Consider the following 15,538-nt stretch of genomic DNA (forward strand, 5'->3'; position numbering starts at 1 on the left):
AACGCTCATCGGATGCTCATCCGCACCCGGCAACCTCGACCCCGTGCTCGAGAACTTCACCCGCCACCGCGTCCCCGTCGCCGACGACGTCACCCTCACCGCCGCCGTCGGCGGCGCCGGACCCGCGATCGTCCTGCTGCACGGCTTCCCGCAGACCCGCCTCATGTGGCGGCACGTCGCCGCCGACCTCGCCACCACCCACACCGTCATCTGCCCCGACCTGCGCGGCTACGGCGACAGCGACAAACCCGCCACCGGATACTCCAAACGCGAGATGGCCGCCGACGTCGTCGCCCTCGCCCACGCCCTCGGCCACGAGCGGTTCGCCCTGGCCGGGCACGACCGGGGCGCCCTCGTCGCCTTCCGCGCCGCGCTCGACCACCCGGCCACGATCACCCACCTGGCCTGCCTGGACGTCCTGCCGACCCTCGACATGTGGGACGTCCTGCACGGCGCCTCCGCGGCCGTCGCCTGGCACCTCTACCTCATGGCCCAGCCGCCCGGCCTGCCGGAGACCCTCATCGCCGCCGACCCCCACGCCTTCTTCGGCCACTTCCTCGACGCCTGGGTCCGCGACCCCGAGGCCCTCCGCGACGTCCGCGACGCCTACCTGACCGCCGCACGGCACGCGATCCCCTCGATCGTCGCCGACTACCGCGCCTCCGCCGGCGTCGACGTCGACCACGACGCCGCCGACCGCGCCGCCGGAACCCGGCTCGCCATGCCCGTCACCGTCATCCAGCAGGACTGGGGCGCCGCCCTCGGCTACGACGCCGCCGCCCTGTGGCGGGCCTGGGCCCCGGACCTGCGCCACCACACCACCACGGCCGGCCACTTCATGGCCGAGGAGGCCCCCGCCGAGACCACCCGGCGAATCCGCGAACTGCTGGCCCGCTGACCAGGTGAAATTCCGGCAAACCCCGGCGCCCCCTGGCACGTCGGCAGGCCTCGCGGGCACCCGCCCGTGAACATCATGGAGCCCTTCGACAGAAGGGATGACCCATGCGTGCGATCCTGTGCGCCGCCGCCCTCGTGCTCACCCTCGCGCCGCTCCAGCCGGCCGCGGCCGACACCGGCGACATCACCTGCCACGGCGGCAGCCTCAGCCTGAACTACACCCCCGGGCTCACCTACCGGAAGGGTCCCGCCTGGATGGCCGGAACGGGTGACCTCGGCGTCTGCTCCTCCGCCCGCCACCCGGCCATCACCGGCGGATCCATCCGCGTCGAAGGCGGCCTCACCACCCAGTGCCCCGGCCCCATCGGCCCCGGCTACGCCCGCATCGCCATCACCTGGAACGACGGCACCACGACCACGGTCAACCACGTTCTCTACCGAGGCGACCTCACCGCGTACACCCTCGAAGGCGGCACCGCCCACCTCACCGGCCGCACCACCAGCAACCTCATCGACCTCGGCGCCGGCTGCGTCCTCAACGGCGTCGGCCACACCACCGCCACCATCGACCGGCTCACCACCGACCACGGGTGAACGGTCAGCGGCCGAACCGGCGGCCCCGGCCCGCGTACGAACGAAGCGCCCGCAGGAAGTCGATCTCCCGGAAATCGGGCCAGTAGCACTCGCAGAAGTGCATCTCCGCGTACGCCGACTGCCACAACATGAAACCCGACAGGCGCTGCTCGCCGCTGGTCCTGACGATCATGTCGAGCGGCGCCTGCGCCGCGGTGTAGACGTGCCGCGAGATCGACTCGGCGTCGAAGCCGTCCAGGATGTCCTCCAGCGGGACACCCGCCGCCAGCCGCTCACCGATCGCCGAGCGGACCGCGTCGGCGATCTCGCGCTGACCGCCGTAGCCGATCGCGACGTTCACCTTCGCCCCGCCCCGCCGGCCCGCCGTCCGGGCCGCCGCGTCCTTGATCGCCCGGGCGGTGGCGTCCGGCAGCAGGTCCAGGCTTCCGATCGGGGTGACCTCCCACCGGCGGCCCGGCGCGGCCAGCTCCTCGACGACGCCCTCGATGATGCCCAGCAGGGCGGCGAGCTCGTCCTTTCCGCGGCCCAGGTTGTCGTCGGACAGCAGGTAGATCGTCACCTGCTCGATCCCGTAGGCGTCGCACCAGCTCAGGAACGTCGGGATCTTCGCCCCGCCCGCCCGGTGCCCGTCGGCCGGATCACGGAACCCCGCCGACCGCGCCCAGCGGCGGTTGCCGTCGACCATGATCCCGATGTGCCGCGGCATCAGCTCGCGGGGCAGCCGCCCCGCCAGCCGCCGCACGTAGATCCGGTCGAGCACGCCCCTCAGCCGCCGTCGCATCCCCATCATGGGCTCATCGTCGACCGGTCCCGCTCCTCCGGACGCCTGCACCGAACCCCCACCGAAAAACGACAAGCGGTCCTCGCCGGTTGACGGGGGAAGGCCCGGCGGATCTAATGGGCCCCGATGTCGCGTGACTCCGGTCAAAGAGCAGTGGGCCGGCCGGTGATCGGGCGAACATCCTTCACGCGAAGGGTCTTCGGCACCCCGCCTCTCTTCTAGCACGCCCCCGGCACCGTTCCGGTGCCGCCTTCGGCGACCCCTTTTTCCCTTTCACCCCTTCGGAGACACGCATCCGCATGCCCACGTCATTCGACCAGTCCGTCATCGCCGAGTTCCGCGCCAACGGGGGAAAGGTCGGCGGCCCCTTCGCGGGCGGCGACCTGCTCCTGCTCACGACCACCGGCGCGAAGTCGGGAAAGGAGACCACCACTCCGCTGGGCTACGTCCGCCACGGCGGCTCGCTGCTGGTCGTCGGCTCCAACCTGGGCGCCGCGCGGCACCCCGGCTGGTACCACAACCTGCTCGCCCATCCTTCTGTACGGGTGGAGCTCGGCGCCGACACCTTCGAAGCCCTGGCGATCCCCGCCGAGGGAGCCCGCCGCGACGCGCTGTTCGAGCAGGTCGTGAAGGTCTCCCCCGGCTACGCCGACTACCAGGCCGCCACCACCCGGCTGCTCCCCGTCGTCGTCCTGGAACCGGCCCGGCCCGGCGAGGTCGCCACTCTCGCCGACAAGCTCCTGGAGGTCCACACCTGGTTGCGCGGGCAGCTCCGTAACGTGCGGGCGGAGGTCGAGGCGCACTTCGCCGCCGGGCCCGGCGACCCCCCGGGCCTCGGCCTGCAGATCCGCCAGCGCTGCCTGGCGTTCTGCCAGACCCTGGAGTTCCACCACGCCGGGGAGGACGGGCACCTGTTCCCCGGCCTGGCCCCGCACCATCCCCACCTGGCGGGCGCCTTCGCCCGGCTCGCCGCCGAACACCGCACGATCGCGCGGGTCCAGGGCGAGCTGGCCGCCCTCCTGGCCGACGTCGGCGCCGCCGACCCCCGGCGTTTCCGCGCCGAGCTCGACCGCATGTCGGCCGAGCTGAACGCGCATCTCGACCATGAGGAGGCGGTCGTCCTCCCGCTCCTGGCCGGGATCCCGTGGCCTCCGGCGCGCCCATGACCGCACCGTGAGCCGTCTCTGGGGTACTGTTCTAGAACAGCTACTGTTCTAGAACAGTCCGGAGGACGACGTACATGAGCGAACACGCCCTGATGAGCGACCCGGGAACCACCGGGCGGTTCGGCGACTACGGCGGGCGGTACGTCCCCGAGTCGCTGATCCCCGCCTGCCACGAGATCGAGGCCGCGTTCCGGGACGCCTGGGCCGACCCCGGCTTCCGCGACCGGCTCACCACCCTGCTCACCGTCTACGCCGGACGCCCCACCCCGCTGACCCCCGCCCGGCGGTTGTCGCGAGAACTCGGGATCACGCTGCTGCTCAAGCGCGAGGACCTCACCCACACCGGCTCACACAAGATCAACAATGTCGTCGGCCAGGCGCTGCTGGCCCAGCGGATGGGCAGACGGCGGCTGCTGGCCGAGACCGGCGCGGGCCAGCACGGCGTCGCCACGGCCACCGCCGCCGCCCTCCTCGGACTGGAGGCGACCGTGTTCATGGGCGAGCGCGACATCGAACGCCAGGAGCTCAACGTCCTGCGGATGAACGTGCTCGGCGCCGAGGTCGTGCCGGTCACCAGCGGCAGCCGCACCCTCAAGGACGCCTGCAACGAGGCCATGCGGCACTGGGTGGCCTCCGTCGGCGACTCCTACTACTGCGTCGGCTCGGTGATGGGACCGCACCCCTACCCGTGGATGGTGCGCGAGTTCCAGCGGGTCATCGGCGAGGAGGCCCGCGCCCAGTGCGCCGCCGAACTGCCCGCCGCGGTGCCCGACTACGTGGTCGCGTGCATCGGCGGCGGGTCCAACGCCGCCGGCACGTTCGCCGGGTTCGTCGGCACCACCGCCCGGCTCGTCGGGGTCGAGGCCCACGGCGGCGCGGCGGCCACCTCCGGCCGGTCGGGGGTCCTGCACGGCTTCCGCTCGCTCGTCCTCCAGGACGACGACGGCCAGGTCAGGGAGGCCCACTCGATCGCGGCCGGGCTCGACTACCCGGGCATCGGGCCCGAGCACGCCCACCTCCGCGACGACGGCCGCGCCCGGTACGCGACCGTCACCGACGACGAGGTCGTCAGCGCGCTCGTGCGTCTGGCCCGCACCGAGGGGATCCTGGCCGCGCTGGAGTCCTCCCACGCCCTGGCCTGGGTGATCCGGGCCGCCGAATCCGGCGGGATCGCGCCGGGATCGACCGTGCTGCTGACCCTCTCCGGCCGGGGGGACAAGGACATCGCCTCCATCAGGGAGCTGCTGTGACGCTCGAAGAGTTCCTGACCGCCCGCCGCGACGCGGGCCGTGCGCTGCTCGTGCCCTACGTCACCGGCGGGGTCGCCCCCGGGTGGACGGACGTCGTCCGCGCCTACGCCGACGCCGGGGCCGACGCCGTCGAAATCGGCCTGCCGTTCTCCGACCCGATGCTCGACGGCGTCACCATCCAGGAGGCCTCCGACCGGGCCATCGCGGGCGGGACCACGGTCACGCGCATCCTCGCGGAGCTCGCCGCGCTCGACGTGGAGGTGCCGCTGTTCGCGATGACGTACAGCAACCTGGTCTTCCAGAAAAGCGCCGCCGCGTTCTGCGCGGCGCTGCGGGCGAGCGGGCTGCGCGGCCTGATCGTGCCCGACTCGCCGCTGGAGGAGGTCGGCGAGCTGGCCGGCGCGGCGGCGGCCGAGGGGCTGGACCTGGCGCTGATGGCCGCGCCCTCGTCCTCCCCCGAGCGGCTGCGCGAGATCGCCGCGCGCAGCCGGGGGTTCGTCTACGCGGTGACGCGGATGGGCACGACCGGCGAGGACGGCGGCATCTCCGCGGAGGCGGCCCGGCTCGGCCGTGACCTGACGGCGCTCACCGACCGGCCGGTGCTGTTCGGCTTCGGGGTGTCCGACCCGGCGCGGGCCGCCGAGCTCGCGCGGCACGCCGACGGCGTCGTGGTCGCCTCGGCGCTGATGCGCCGGCTGCTCGACGGCGCCGGGCCCCGCGAGCTGGGAGAGTATGTGGCGAGCATCCGCCGCGCACTCGACCGCCCACTCGACAGGGAGCCCGATGAGCAGTACGCCCCGCTACCGCGCCATCGCCGACGACCTGATCGCCAAGATCCGGTCGGGCCACTACCGCGCGGGTGAGGCGCTGCCCGCGCAACGTGAGCTCAGCGCCTCCTACGGCGTGACGATGATGACGCTCCGGCAGGCGCTGCAGGTCCTCAGCGCCGAAGGGCTGATCGACCAGCGGGCCGGCCGCGGCACCTACGTGAGGCGGCCCAGCGCCGAATACCCCCTCGACACCCTGCGCAGCCTCGGCGACGACCTGCGCAGGCAGGGCCATCCCCTGCGGACCGAGGTGCTCTCGGCCGCGCTGCGACCGGCCCCCCGCGCGCTCACCCGGCTGCTCCCCGACGCGCCGGCCGGCCTGCGGGCCCTGCGGCTCGCCCGGGTGCGCCACCTCATGGAGCGGCCCGCCGTCCACCAGATCTCGTGGATCGTCGAGCCGTACGCCTCGGCGATCAGGGACGCCGACTTCACCGAGACCCCGCTCTACACCGCGCTCGCCGACGCCGGGGCGCGGGTGCACCGGGCGACCGAACGCATCAGGCCCGCCCTGCTCACCGCCCCCGTCGCGGCCCGGCTGGGGCACCCGGCGGGCAGCCCGGTGTTCGTCAGCGAACGGGTCACCTACGACGACCGGGGCGCGCTGATCGTCACCGACCACGCCACGATCCTCGGCGAGTGGATGGAGATCCGGGCCGAGCGCAAGGCCGCGGACCTGTCGTTGCACTGGTCCGGCGCCTTTACAAAGTAGATCCCGAGCGGGCTTGCGTCCGGGCGGGGCCGTCGGGTTATAGTTCCGGCGAAGGTCATGAGTGCCAGCGCACAGCCCCGGCTTGCTGGCCGGCAACCCTCGCGTCCGCGGCGGGGTGCCCCGGGTGAAGACCTGGTCCGTCGCGGGGTGCGACGGACAAGCGCGTGGCTCTCCTGGAGGCGTTGTGTCCCCTGTGTTGTCCCTTGACGTGCCCGTCCGCGACGGCGCCCTGGTCCCCTACGCCAACCTCGACTACGCCGCGAGCGCCCCCTGTCTCCAGGCGGTCAGCCAGGCCGTGGCCGAGGCGCTGCCCGCCTACTCCAGTGTCCATCGGGGCGCCGGGTACGCCTCCCAGCTCACCACCGCCCGCTACGAGCAGGCCCGCCACACGATCAAGGCGTTCGCCCGCGCCCGGCCCGACGACGCGCTCGTGTTCGTCCGCAACACCACCGACGCGATGAACCTGCTGGCCCGCGGCCTGCCCGAGGGCACCACCGTGGTGGTCTTCGACACCGAGCACCACGCCACCCTCCTCCCCTGGTCCGCGCCCGTCCGCCTGACGCCGCCCGCGCTCCCCGGCGAGGCCCTCCGCGCCGCCGACGAGGCGCTCGCCGCGATCGACGGCCCCGCGCTGCTGGTGGTCACCGCGGCCTCCAACGTCACCGGGGAACTGTGGCCGATCGCCGGGCTCGCGCACATCGCCCACCGGCACGGCGCCCGCATCGCGGTCGACGCCGCCCAGCTCGCCCCCCACCGCCCGCTGAACGTCGCCGCCCTCGACCTCGACTACGTCGCCTTCTCGGGCCACAAGCTGTACGCGCCCTTCGGCGCCGGCGTGCTGATCGGCCGCCGCGACTGGCTGGAGGGGGCCGAGCCCTACCTGAAGGGCGGCGGCGCGGTCGTCTCGGTCGGCGCGCAGGCCGAGTGGCAGACCGACGTCGAGGCCCGGCACGAGGCGGGCACCCCCAACGTGCTGGGCGCCATCGCCCTGGCCGCCGCCTGCGACCACCTGAGCCAGACCGGCTGGACCGGCCTGATCGCGGAGGAGGAGCGCCTGCTCACCCGCCTGCGGACCGGGCTGGCCGCCATCGAGGGCGTGCACGAGCTGGCCCTGTGGCCCTCCGACCACCCCCGGGTGGGCATCGTGTCCTTCGTCGTCGACGGCCACACCGCCCGCGAGGTGGCCGAACGCCTGTCGGCCGACCACGGGATCGGCGTCCGCGACGGCAAGTTCTGCGCCCACCCGTTCGTCCGGCACCTGCTCGGCGTGGGCCAGGGCGGCTGCGACGAACTCGGCGGCGCGGTCCGCGCCTCGATCGGCATCGGCAGCACCGAGGAACACGTCGACCGCCTGCTGTCGGCCCTCAGGAGCCTCCCGAAGCGGGTCCGGGCCGCCTGATCCGGCCGTCGACGGGGCTGAGCCCCGTTATGGCCAGGCCGAGGAGGCGGTTGGCCTCGGCCGCCGGGTCAGGGTGGTCTTCGGTCGCCAGGGCGATGCCGGTGATCAGGGCGAGCAGGTCGGTGACGGTGACGCCCGGCGCGAGGTCGCCGGCCGCCTGCCGGACCAGGGGTTCGCCCGCCTCCGTCAGCTGGGTCGTGGCGCAGTGTTCGTGTTCGGCGTCGGCCGTCCGGTCGCGGTTGAGGGCCATGGCCAGGCCGCGGATCGTCGCGGCCGAGGTGGTCACCGCGTTCAGCCACTCCAGGAGGGCCGCGCGGGTGTCGGGACGGCCGACGCGGTCGCGGGCGTGGGCGCACAGATTCTCCACGCGGTCGCGGAAGACGGCGGCCAGCAGGGCGTGCCGGTTGGGGAAGTGGCGGCGGACCGTGCCCGAGCCGACGCCGGCGATCCGGGCGATCTGTTCCAGTGACGCGTCGGCGCCGTTGAGGGCGATCTCCTCCTCGGCGACGGCGAGCAGGCGCGCGTAGTTGCGCTGGGCGTCGGCACGCATCGGTCCTGACCTCGGGGTTGCTAAACGGCGGGGGTCTCCGTATCGTACCGGAACAGAAACGGCGGGGTCCGCCGTTTTTGAGAGGAGTGTCATGTCCCACGTTCTGGTCACCGGCGCCACCGGGCAGCAGGGCGGCGCGACCGCCCGCGCCCTGATCGAGGCGGGAGTGCCCGTCCGGGCGCTGGTCAGGGATCCGTCGACCGCGAAGGCGAGGGCGGTCGAGGCGCTCGGGGCCGAGCTGGTGACGGGCGACCTCTACGACCGCGGCTCGCTGGTCGCGGCGGCGCAAGGGGCCAGGGCGGTGTTCTCGGTGCAGATGCCGCCGATGGACGAGAACGGCATCGACTTCGACGGCGAGCGTGTGCAGGCCGAGAACCTGGTCGAGGCCGCGCTGGCCGCCGGGGTGCCGCAGTTCGTGCACACGGCCGTGTCGGGGGCGGCGCAGAAGATCACCCGGGAGCGGTGGGCGCACCTGCAGCCCTACTACACCACCAAGTCCGGCATCCAGGACCGGGTCCGCGAGGCGGGGTTCACCCACTGGACGCTGATCAACCCGGGCTGGTTCATGGAGAACTTCCTGCCGTCGGCGGCCTACCTGCTGCCGCGCGGCGTCGAGGGCGGCCTGGTCACGGTGCTGAAGCCGCAGACCAGGTTGTCGCTCGTCGCGGTCGACGACATCGGGCGGGCCGCCGCCGCGGCCGTGCTCGACCCCGAGCGGTTCCACGGGATCGAGCTGGAGCTGGCGAGCGACTTCCTGTCGATGACGGAGGTCGCCGCGATCCTCTCCAAGGCGCTCGGGACCGAGCTGACCGCACCCGACCTGACCGAGGAGGAGGCGCTGGCCAAGGGCATGCCCGTGTGGGCGGGCGCCTCGCACGAGCGGACCGGGGCGGTCGGGCAGCCCGCGCGACCGGAGTACGCGCGGGCGCTCGGCATCCCGCTGACCACCTTCGAGGAGTGGACCGCGAAGTATCTCTAACCGGCGATCAGCTGGTCGCGCAGGGTGGTGCGGACGTCGCAGTTGGCCAGGGCGAACGAGTCGGCCAGGGCGATCAGCTCGTCGTCGGTGAGGCCGCGGAACAGCTCCGCGTACTCGTAGGCGAGCGGCTGGGCCACCGTCAGGTTGAGCAGCAGGGTGCGCACCCAGTCGTACTGGCCCCAGGGGTAGGGGTCGAAGCCGGGGAACTCCTCGGCGATCATCTGGTAGAACGGGCCGGTCACCTCGGCGACGCCCTTGCCGTCGCTGCCCCACTGGTCGGCGCCCAGGCGCACCTTCTTGGCGACGAAGTCGCCGAACCGCTTCAGGTACGGGGAGTCGGGACGCACCATGACCAGGCCCTGGCGGCCCAGGTCCTTGTACATCCAGATCGACCACCCGGCGCCGTCGCGCTTGAAGATGTCGAGCTGGTCGGCCAGCAGCCGGCGGAGTTCGGCGTCGCGGGGCTCGGAGCCGGTGTAGATGGGGCCGAACTCGCCGACCCACACGGGGGTGCCGGTGCGGGTGCAGTATTCGGTGCGCTCGGCGTACTTGGCCTCCAGGGCGGCCTTGTCCCAGTACTTCCCGGCGGTCTCGCCCGGGTAGGGGCCGCCGCCGCCCAGGCCGGGGGCGGCGTAGTCGTGGGCGACGTACACCGTGTTGTCCCACGGCTCGTCGAAGACGTCGAACTCGGTGGAGTAGGTGTTGCCGTCCAGGAACAGGATGTGCCGGTCGTCGATCGCGCGGATGGCCTCGACCAGGCGGGTGTAGAACGGGCCGACCACCTTGCGCGACTCGTCGGCGGGCTCGTTGATCGGGTTGTAGCCGGCCACCCAGGGGTTGTCCTTGTAGTGCTCGGCGATGTGCTCCCACATCTTCACCACACGGTCCTGGAAGTGGGGGTGGTCCCAGAACAGGGGACGGTGGGTGATGTTGTCGGAGTGCCAGTGGTGGTTCTGCGAGCCGGGCAGGGCGTGCAGGTCGATGACGGTGTAGATGCCGTGCCTGGCGCACGCCTCCACCGCCCGGTCCAGGTGTTTGAAGCCCTCGGGCTTGAACTCGAACGGCCGGGCGTCGTCCTCGAAGTGGCGGTAGTTGACGGGGAGGCGGACGCAGTTCATGCCCATCTCGGCCAGCAGCTTCGCGTCGTCCTCGTTGAAGAACGCGGTCAGCAGGCGGTCGAAGAACAGCTCGTACTTCTCGTCGCCGAGGACCTCGCGCACCAGGCTGCGCATCAGCGCCTCGTTGCCCGAGTAGCCGGTGATGAAGTTCTCCATGTTCAGCCAGCCGCCGACCGCGACGCCGCGCAGGCGGACGGGGGTGCCCGACTCGTCGACGAACTGGCGTCCTTCGACCCGGAGGAAGGTCATGTGAGGGGTTCCTTTACTTGATGGCACCGGCCGACAGGCCGCGTTCGAACAGGCCCTGGAGGCAGAGGTAGGCCACGATCTCGGGGATCGCGGTGATGACCGCGCTGGCCAGGACCTTGGTCTGGTCGTTGCTGAACTGGCTGACGAAGAACTGCGGCAGCAGCGTCACGGTCTGCTGGGCCGGGTCCTGGATGAGGACCAGCGGCAGCAGGTAGGCGTTCCACGAGCCGATCAGGGTCAGCACCACGATCGCGGCGGCGATCGGCCGCGTCATGGGGATGATGATGTAGCGGAAGGAGGTGAACGTGCTCGCGCCGTCGATGCGGGCGGCGTCGAACAGCGCGTCGGGCACGCCGTCGACGAACCGGCGGGCGATCAGCACGGTGAAGGGGATCTGCAGCGCGGCCAGCGGCAGCACGACCGCCCAGTAGGTGTCGTAGACGCCGAGGGCCAGCGTCGTGGCGAACAGCGGGGTGAGCAGGACGACCTCGGGCAGCGTGAGCGCGGCCAGGATCATCCAGAAGTAGACCTCCTTGCGGCGCACGCGCAGCTTGGAGAACCCGAAGGCGGCGAGCATCGTCAGGACGTACACGATGGCGATCGTCGAGACCGAGATGATGACGCTGCTCTTGAAGAACGTGCCGATCGTGCCGACCTCGAACACCGCCCGGTAGTTGCCCCAGCCCTCCCCCGCCAGCGAGCCCTGGACCATCACGACCAGGGGGAACAGGTAGGGGATGACCATCGCGGTGACCAGGATCTGCAGCAGCAGCCTGGCCGACGGGCGGCGGGCCTCAAACACCGCTCTCACCGTCCTTCCGGTTCGATCGGGCGGCGACGGCGATGGCGCCGAGCAGAGCCAGCACGAGGAGCATGATCGACAGTGCCGCCCCGTAGCCGACGTGGGCGCTGGGGATGCTGATCCGGTAGATGTAGGTGCCGAGGAACTCGGTGGCGTAGTTGGGGCCGCCGATCGTCACCAGGTAGGGGATGTCGAAGGTCTTCAGCGCGCCGATCACGCTGAGCATGGCGAGCGCCACCGTGGTGCTCCGCACGCCGGGCCAGACGATGCTGACCAGGGTGCGCAGGTTGCTGGCGCCGTCGGTGCGGGCGGCCTCCAGCACCTCGGGGTCGATCTGGCCCATCGCGGCGTAGTAGAGCACGAAGGTCAGACCGGTGAAGTTCCAGACGGTGATGAACATGATCACCGGCATGGCGGTGCTCGACTGGGCCAGCCAGGGCTGGGAGAGGAAGCCCAGGCCGACGTGGTCGAGGAACCAGTTGAGCTGGCCGTCGGCGGCGAACATCTGCCGGAAGACCGGCGCCATGGTCGCCGGCGCGATGACGACCGGGGTGAACACGATCACCTTGTAGACGGTGGCGAGCCGCACCTTCGAGTGCAGCAGCGCCGCGAAGGTGAAGCCGATCGCGGTCTGCGCGGTGAAGGTCACCAGGAAGAAGATCACGGTGTGCCAGATGGCCTGCCAGAAGATCGGGTCGACCAGGATGTCCTGGTAGTTCTGCAGGCCCACCGAGGTCGGGGTGGGGCTGGTGCCGTCCCAGTCGAGGGTGGACAGGTAGCCCGTCTCGCCGATGCAGTAGTAGAGGATGCCGACCACGAAGACGAACGCGGGCAGGATCCACGGAAGGCCGGAGGGGCGGATCGCCCCGCTCCGGGAACCAGGTCCCGGAGCGGAGGATCCGGAAGGACGGCGTGCCCCGGTCTTCGATGTGGTCGTGGAGGTCAAGGGTTCCGTCCTCGGGGGTTACTTGATCTTCGAAGCGGTGTCCTGCAGCGTGGCCGCGGCCTCCTCGGGAGTGGCCTCCCCGGCCGCCACCGTGGTGGACGCGACGCCGATCGCGGTCTGCAGGTCGGCGACCACCGTGGCGAGGCGCGGCTCGTCCGACTTGCCGGCGTCGGAGATCAGCTTCTCCAGCGCGGGCTTCTGCACCTCGGGGTTGACCAGCTTGACCGCGTCCCAGTTGGGCTGGGCGCTGACGAGGGCGGGGATGTCGTTGAGGATGTCGGCGACCGCCTGCTGGCCCTCGGCGGAGGTGCCGAGCCAGGTCGCGAAGGTGGTGGCGGCGGCGATGTTCTTCGACTTCTGGTTCACGGCCAGGCCGAAGTCGGCGTCGCCGTAGAGGGAGCCGACGTTGCCGGTGCCCGCGATGTCGGGGAAGGCGATGGGGAGCTGGGTGAACGGCTTGGGGTCGGCGACGCCGGCGCCGGAGATGGCGGCCGTCATGCCCTCGACGGTGGAGTACTGCATGTACCAGCTGCCCATCATGACCATGGCGTACTTGCCGGACATGAAGCCGTTGTTGGCGTCGGGGTACTGCTGGGTGCCGAGCGCGCCCTCCTGCATGATCCCGTCGTCGAACAGGCCCTTCCACAGGGTCAGCGCCTTGACGATCGTCGGGTCGGTCCAGGGCACCTCCTTCTTGAGGGCCTTCTCCCACACGCCCGGCTGGACGTTGTTGGAGATCGCCTGGAGGGTGTCCTCGTTGAACGCGGTCTGGGCGGCGCCCTGCACGAAGCAGCCGACGTTGTTGGCCTTGAAGGTCGCGCAGACCTTCTTCCACTCGTCGTAGTTCGTGGGGGGCTGCAGGTTGTACTTGTCGAACAGGTCCTTGTTGATCCAGACCGTGCCGGAGAACACCGAGCCGACCGACAGGGCGGCGAGCTTGTCGCCGTTCTTCAGGCTCGACACCCCGATCGGGGCCAGCTTCGACTCCCAGTCGGCGCCCAGCGCCTTCTCCACGGCGGGCTTCAGGTCGATGGCGTTCACGCCGTAGATGTCGACGGACCCGTTGGCCGCGCCGGGGGCGACGTCGAACACGTCGGGGCCGACCGACGAGGCGAGCGCGGGCCGGATGGCCGCGTCGTACCCGTCGATGGTGAGCTTCTTGAAGGTGACCTTGATGTTCGGGTAGACCTTGTTGAAGGCCTTGATGTATGCCTCGGCGGGCGCCGCGTCGGGGGTCCAGCCCCACCAGGTGATCTCGCCGGAGTCGGCGGATCCCTGATCCGCGTTCTGGGCGGCGTTCTGCCCCGGCGCCCCGCCGCCGGCGCACCCGGCGAGCACCAGCGCGCCGCTCATGAGCGCGGCGGCGAACCCGAGGGGACGACGCTTCCAGATTCGCGAAGATCCCAGCATGTGTCTCTCCTTGCGCGTGATAGGCACGCACCGTGGTACTGACGCCGTTCCGCGCCCTGTGAGAACTGTCGAGAGCCGGAGCAGGCAAGGCTTCCGAAAACTCCGAAAGTTTCGAAAGCGGTCTCGAAAGAGAGAAACACCGAGCTCTCGGCAGTGTCAAGAATTTCGGCTAAATTGTTTCCGTCGAGTTTCGAAACTCCGGATCTTGCCCAGTCGGCGGTCAGCACCGGTCCCTACGGACGGTCTGCGAATGCGACTAAGTCTTCGCAGTTCACAAGCGCTATGGACGGCACCGGCCCGGCCGGTGCTACGGTGAAGGAAAGTTTCGACAGATCGAATCTACGCATGATGAGGTGTCGTGCCGAAGCGGGTCGCAACCAGGCGCGCCGACCGGGTGACCATCGCGATGGTCGCCTCGGCGGCGGGGGTATCCGTGCCGACCGTGAGCAAGGTGCTCAACGGCCGTGACGCCGTGGGCCCGGAGACCCGACGACGCGTGCAGGATGCGCTGGAGGCCACAGGCTACCAGCGAAGGGCCAGGTCAGAGCCACGCAAAGTGGGTCTGGTCGACTTCGTGATCACCGAGCTCGACACCGCCTGGGCGAGCGAGCTGCTGCGCGGCGCCGAGCAGGAGGCCTACCGGCTGGGGGCCCGGCTGGTGCTCACCGTCACCCACGACCGGCAGGCCAATCCGCGCGAGTGGCTGGCGGCGATCGCCTCCCGGCCGACCGACGGCGTGGTCCTGGTCGGGTCGGGCACCCAGCACCTGGGGGCGGCCCGGCTGCGCACGATCGACGCGCCGTTCGTGGTCGTCGACCAGGTCGGCGGCTTCGACAAGGACATCCCGACCATCGGCGCGACCAACTGGGCCGGCGGTTTCGCGGCCACCGAGCACCTGATCGGCCTGGGCCACGAGCGCATCGGCATGATCACCGGGCCCGACGGCGTGCCGTGCAGCATGGAGCGCCTCGACGGCTACCGCGCCGCCCTGCGCCGGGCCGGGCTGCCGGTCGACGAGCGTCTGATCCGGCCGGGCGACTTCTATTCCGAGAGCGGCCGCCGCGGCGCGGCCGACCTGCTTGACCTGCCCGAACCTCCGACCGCCGTGTTCGCCGCCTCCGACCAGCAGGCCGCCGGCGTCTACGAGGAGGTGCACGCCCGGGGCCTGCGGGTGCCCGACGACCTCAGCGTGGTCGGGTTCGACGACACCGAGGTCTGCGAGTGGACGACCCCGAAACTGACCACCATCCGGCAGCCCCTGGCGCAGATGGCGATGCTGGCCGTCCGCAACGTGCTGGAGGCCGAGCACCCTGCCGAGGAGCCGTTGCGGCTGGAGCTGTCGACCAGCCTGGTGATCAGGGACAGCACCGCGGCGCCGTCCGAAACTTCCTCGAAACAGGCTTGACGTCCGGAAAAGTCAGCCCTACGGTGTCTCCGAATGCTCGGAGTTTCGGATAATTGCCGAAACTTTCTTTGAAGGAGTCCCCGGTGCCTCTCGTGCAGATCGACCTCGACCGTTCCCTCGCCGAACGGCTCGGCCCGCAGATCAGCGAAGGCGTCCACCAGGCTCTGGTGGACGGGCTCGGGATGGACCCGACCGACAGGTTCCAGATCTTCCGCACGCACGCCCCCGGCGAGCTGATCGCCGACCCCGGGTACAACGGCGTCGACCGCCGCGACCTGATCAGCATCCAGATCCAGATGGTCCACATGTACGACGTGACCACCAAGTGGGCGACCTTCGACCTGATCGCGAAGAACCTGGCCGACCTCGGCATCCGCAACGACGACCTGCTGATCAGCGTCGTCGAGAACGGCTTCGAGGACTGGTACGCCGGCAAGTCCCGCAACTAGGAGTACA

Annotated in this window: 16 protein-coding genes and 1 riboswitch; of the genes, 10 read left to right on the forward strand and 6 right to left on the reverse strand. The window is 71.1% G+C overall.

The features are described from left to right. The first annotated feature begins 43 nt into the window (after positions 1-43). Both GT755_RS00770 and GT755_RS00775 read left to right on the forward strand, forming a co-directional pair. Positions 44-898, forward strand: coding sequence for an alpha/beta fold hydrolase (locus tag GT755_RS00770; RefSeq protein ID WP_328794101.1), 855 nt, complete (start codon positions 44-46; stop codon positions 896-898). A 104-nt stretch (positions 899-1,002) separates the two neighbouring features. Next, complete coding sequence (locus tag GT755_RS00775; protein ID WP_161477750.1) at positions 1,003-1,491, forward strand: hypothetical protein; 489 nt, start codon at positions 1,003-1,005, stop codon at positions 1,489-1,491. Between the two features lie 4 nt (positions 1,492-1,495). Here GT755_RS00775 and GT755_RS00780 read toward each other — a convergent pair whose 3' ends face one another. Then, positions 1,496-2,272, reverse strand: coding sequence for an isoprenyl transferase (locus GT755_RS00780; RefSeq protein WP_161478606.1), 777 nt, complete (start codon positions 2,270-2,272; stop codon positions 1,496-1,498). 299 nt (positions 2,273-2,571) lie between these two features. On the opposite strand from GT755_RS00780, the gene GT755_RS00785 reads away from it, so the two are divergent. From GT755_RS00785 to GT755_RS00805, 5 genes are all read left to right on the forward strand, one after another. Further along, positions 2,572-3,438 (forward strand): nitroreductase/quinone reductase family protein, encoded by an 867-nt coding sequence (locus GT755_RS00785; RefSeq protein WP_161477751.1) that lies wholly within the window; start codon positions 2,572-2,574, stop codon positions 3,436-3,438. A 74-nt stretch (positions 3,439-3,512) separates the two neighbouring features. After that, on the forward strand, positions 3,513-4,688 hold the full coding sequence (trpB, locus tag GT755_RS00790) for a tryptophan synthase subunit beta (RefSeq protein ID WP_202609510.1): 1,176 nt from the start codon (positions 3,513-3,515) through the stop codon (positions 4,686-4,688). Next, positions 4,685-5,551 (forward strand): tryptophan synthase subunit alpha, encoded by an 867-nt coding sequence (gene trpA, locus GT755_RS00795; RefSeq protein WP_161477752.1) that lies wholly within the window; start codon positions 4,685-4,687, stop codon positions 5,549-5,551. The genes trpB and trpA overlap by 4 nt, the downstream gene beginning before the upstream one ends. Continuing rightward, entirely contained in the window at positions 5,472-6,224 is a 753-nt protein-coding gene (locus GT755_RS00800; RefSeq protein WP_161477753.1) for a GntR family transcriptional regulator, read from the forward strand. Before trpA ends, GT755_RS00800 begins: the two co-directional genes overlap by 80 nt. 53 nt (positions 6,225-6,277) lie before the next feature. Next, a riboswitch (SAM riboswitch) is annotated at positions 6,278-6,393 on the forward strand. A 15-nt stretch (positions 6,394-6,408) separates the two neighbouring features. Next, positions 6,409-7,623, forward strand: coding sequence for an aminotransferase class V-fold PLP-dependent enzyme (locus tag GT755_RS00805; protein ID WP_328794102.1), 1,215 nt, complete (start codon positions 6,409-6,411; stop codon positions 7,621-7,623). Here the strand turns inward: GT755_RS00805 and GT755_RS00810 are convergent. Then, complete coding sequence (locus tag GT755_RS00810; protein ID WP_161477755.1) at positions 7,589-8,173, reverse strand: TetR/AcrR family transcriptional regulator; 585 nt, start codon at positions 8,171-8,173, stop codon at positions 7,589-7,591. The two genes, GT755_RS00805 and GT755_RS00810, sit on opposite strands and share 35 nt — an antisense overlap. Positions 8,174-8,264: 91 nt before the next feature. On the opposite strand from GT755_RS00810, the gene GT755_RS00815 reads away from it, so the two are divergent. Continuing rightward, positions 8,265-9,152 (forward strand): NmrA/HSCARG family protein, encoded by an 888-nt coding sequence (locus GT755_RS00815; protein ID WP_161477756.1) that lies wholly within the window; start codon positions 8,265-8,267, stop codon positions 9,150-9,152. Here the strand turns inward: GT755_RS00815 and GT755_RS00820 are convergent. Genes GT755_RS00820 through GT755_RS00835 form a run of 4 tightly spaced genes read right to left on the reverse strand, consistent with a single transcriptional unit; the run spans position 9,149 to position 13,677 of the window. After that, positions 9,149-10,519 (reverse strand): glycoside hydrolase family 5 protein, encoded by a 1,371-nt coding sequence (locus GT755_RS00820; RefSeq protein ID WP_161477757.1) that lies wholly within the window; start codon positions 10,517-10,519, stop codon positions 9,149-9,151. The two genes, GT755_RS00815 and GT755_RS00820, sit on opposite strands and share 4 nt — an antisense overlap. Before the next feature lie 13 nt (positions 10,520-10,532). After that, positions 10,533-11,330 (reverse strand): carbohydrate ABC transporter permease, encoded by a 798-nt coding sequence (locus GT755_RS00825; RefSeq protein WP_197038681.1) that lies wholly within the window; start codon positions 11,328-11,330, stop codon positions 10,533-10,535. Then, the gene (locus tag GT755_RS00830) at positions 11,314-12,267 is read right to left on the reverse strand and encodes a carbohydrate ABC transporter permease (RefSeq protein WP_202609511.1); all 954 of its coding nucleotides are present in this window, start codon (positions 12,265-12,267) and stop codon (positions 11,314-11,316) included. The genes GT755_RS00825 and GT755_RS00830 overlap by 17 nt, the downstream gene beginning before the upstream one ends. 18 nt (positions 12,268-12,285) lie before the next feature. Then, positions 12,286-13,677 carry an ABC transporter substrate-binding protein gene (locus GT755_RS00835; protein ID WP_161477758.1) on the reverse strand — a complete coding sequence of 464 codons (1,392 nt, stop codon included), beginning with the start codon at positions 13,675-13,677 and terminating at the stop codon, positions 12,286-12,288. A gap of 358 nt (positions 13,678-14,035) precedes the next feature. Between GT755_RS00835 and GT755_RS00840 the strand changes: the two genes are divergently transcribed. Both GT755_RS00840 and GT755_RS00845 read left to right on the forward strand, forming a co-directional pair. Further along, complete coding sequence (locus GT755_RS00840; RefSeq protein ID WP_328794103.1) at positions 14,036-15,082, forward strand: LacI family DNA-binding transcriptional regulator; 1,047 nt, start codon at positions 14,036-14,038, stop codon at positions 15,080-15,082. An 83-nt stretch (positions 15,083-15,165) separates the two neighbouring features. Continuing rightward, positions 15,166-15,531 (forward strand): tautomerase family protein, encoded by a 366-nt coding sequence (locus GT755_RS00845; RefSeq protein WP_161477759.1) that lies wholly within the window; start codon positions 15,166-15,168, stop codon positions 15,529-15,531. The last annotated feature ends 7 nt before the right edge of the window (positions 15,532-15,538 follow it).

It is taken from the genome of Herbidospora solisilvae (assembly GCF_009901565.1).
GTDB classification, from domain to species: domain Bacteria; phylum Actinomycetota; class Actinomycetes; order Streptosporangiales; family Streptosporangiaceae; genus Herbidospora; species Herbidospora solisilvae.

Excerpts from the sequence above, each read along its gene's own strand:
- GT755_RS00775 (WP_161477750.1), top strand. The coding sequence starts at position 1,003 with ATGCGTGCGATCCTGTGCGCCGCCGCCCTCGTGCTCACCCTCGCGCCG.
- GT755_RS00780 (WP_161478606.1), bottom strand. The coding sequence starts at position 2,272 with ATGCGACGGCGGCTGAGGGGCGTGCTCGACCGGATCTACGTGCGGCGG.
- GT755_RS00785 (WP_161477751.1), top strand. The coding sequence starts at position 2,572 with ATGCCCACGTCATTCGACCAGTCCGTCATCGCCGAGTTCCGCGCCAAC.
- trpB (WP_202609510.1), top strand. The coding sequence starts at position 3,513 with ATGAGCGAACACGCCCTGATGAGCGACCCGGGAACCACCGGGCGGTTC.
- GT755_RS00800 (WP_161477753.1), top strand. The coding sequence starts at position 5,472 with ATGAGCAGTACGCCCCGCTACCGCGCCATCGCCGACGACCTGATCGCC.
- GT755_RS00810 (WP_161477755.1), bottom strand. The coding sequence starts at position 8,173 with ATGCGTGCCGACGCCCAGCGCAACTACGCGCGCCTGCTCGCCGTCGCC.
- GT755_RS00815 (WP_161477756.1), top strand. The coding sequence starts at position 8,265 with ATGTCCCACGTTCTGGTCACCGGCGCCACCGGGCAGCAGGGCGGCGCG.
- GT755_RS00820 (WP_161477757.1), bottom strand. The coding sequence starts at position 10,519 with ATGACCTTCCTCCGGGTCGAAGGACGCCAGTTCGTCGACGAGTCGGGC.
- GT755_RS00835 (WP_161477758.1), bottom strand. The coding sequence starts at position 13,677 with ATGCTGGGATCTTCGCGAATCTGGAAGCGTCGTCCCCTCGGGTTCGCC.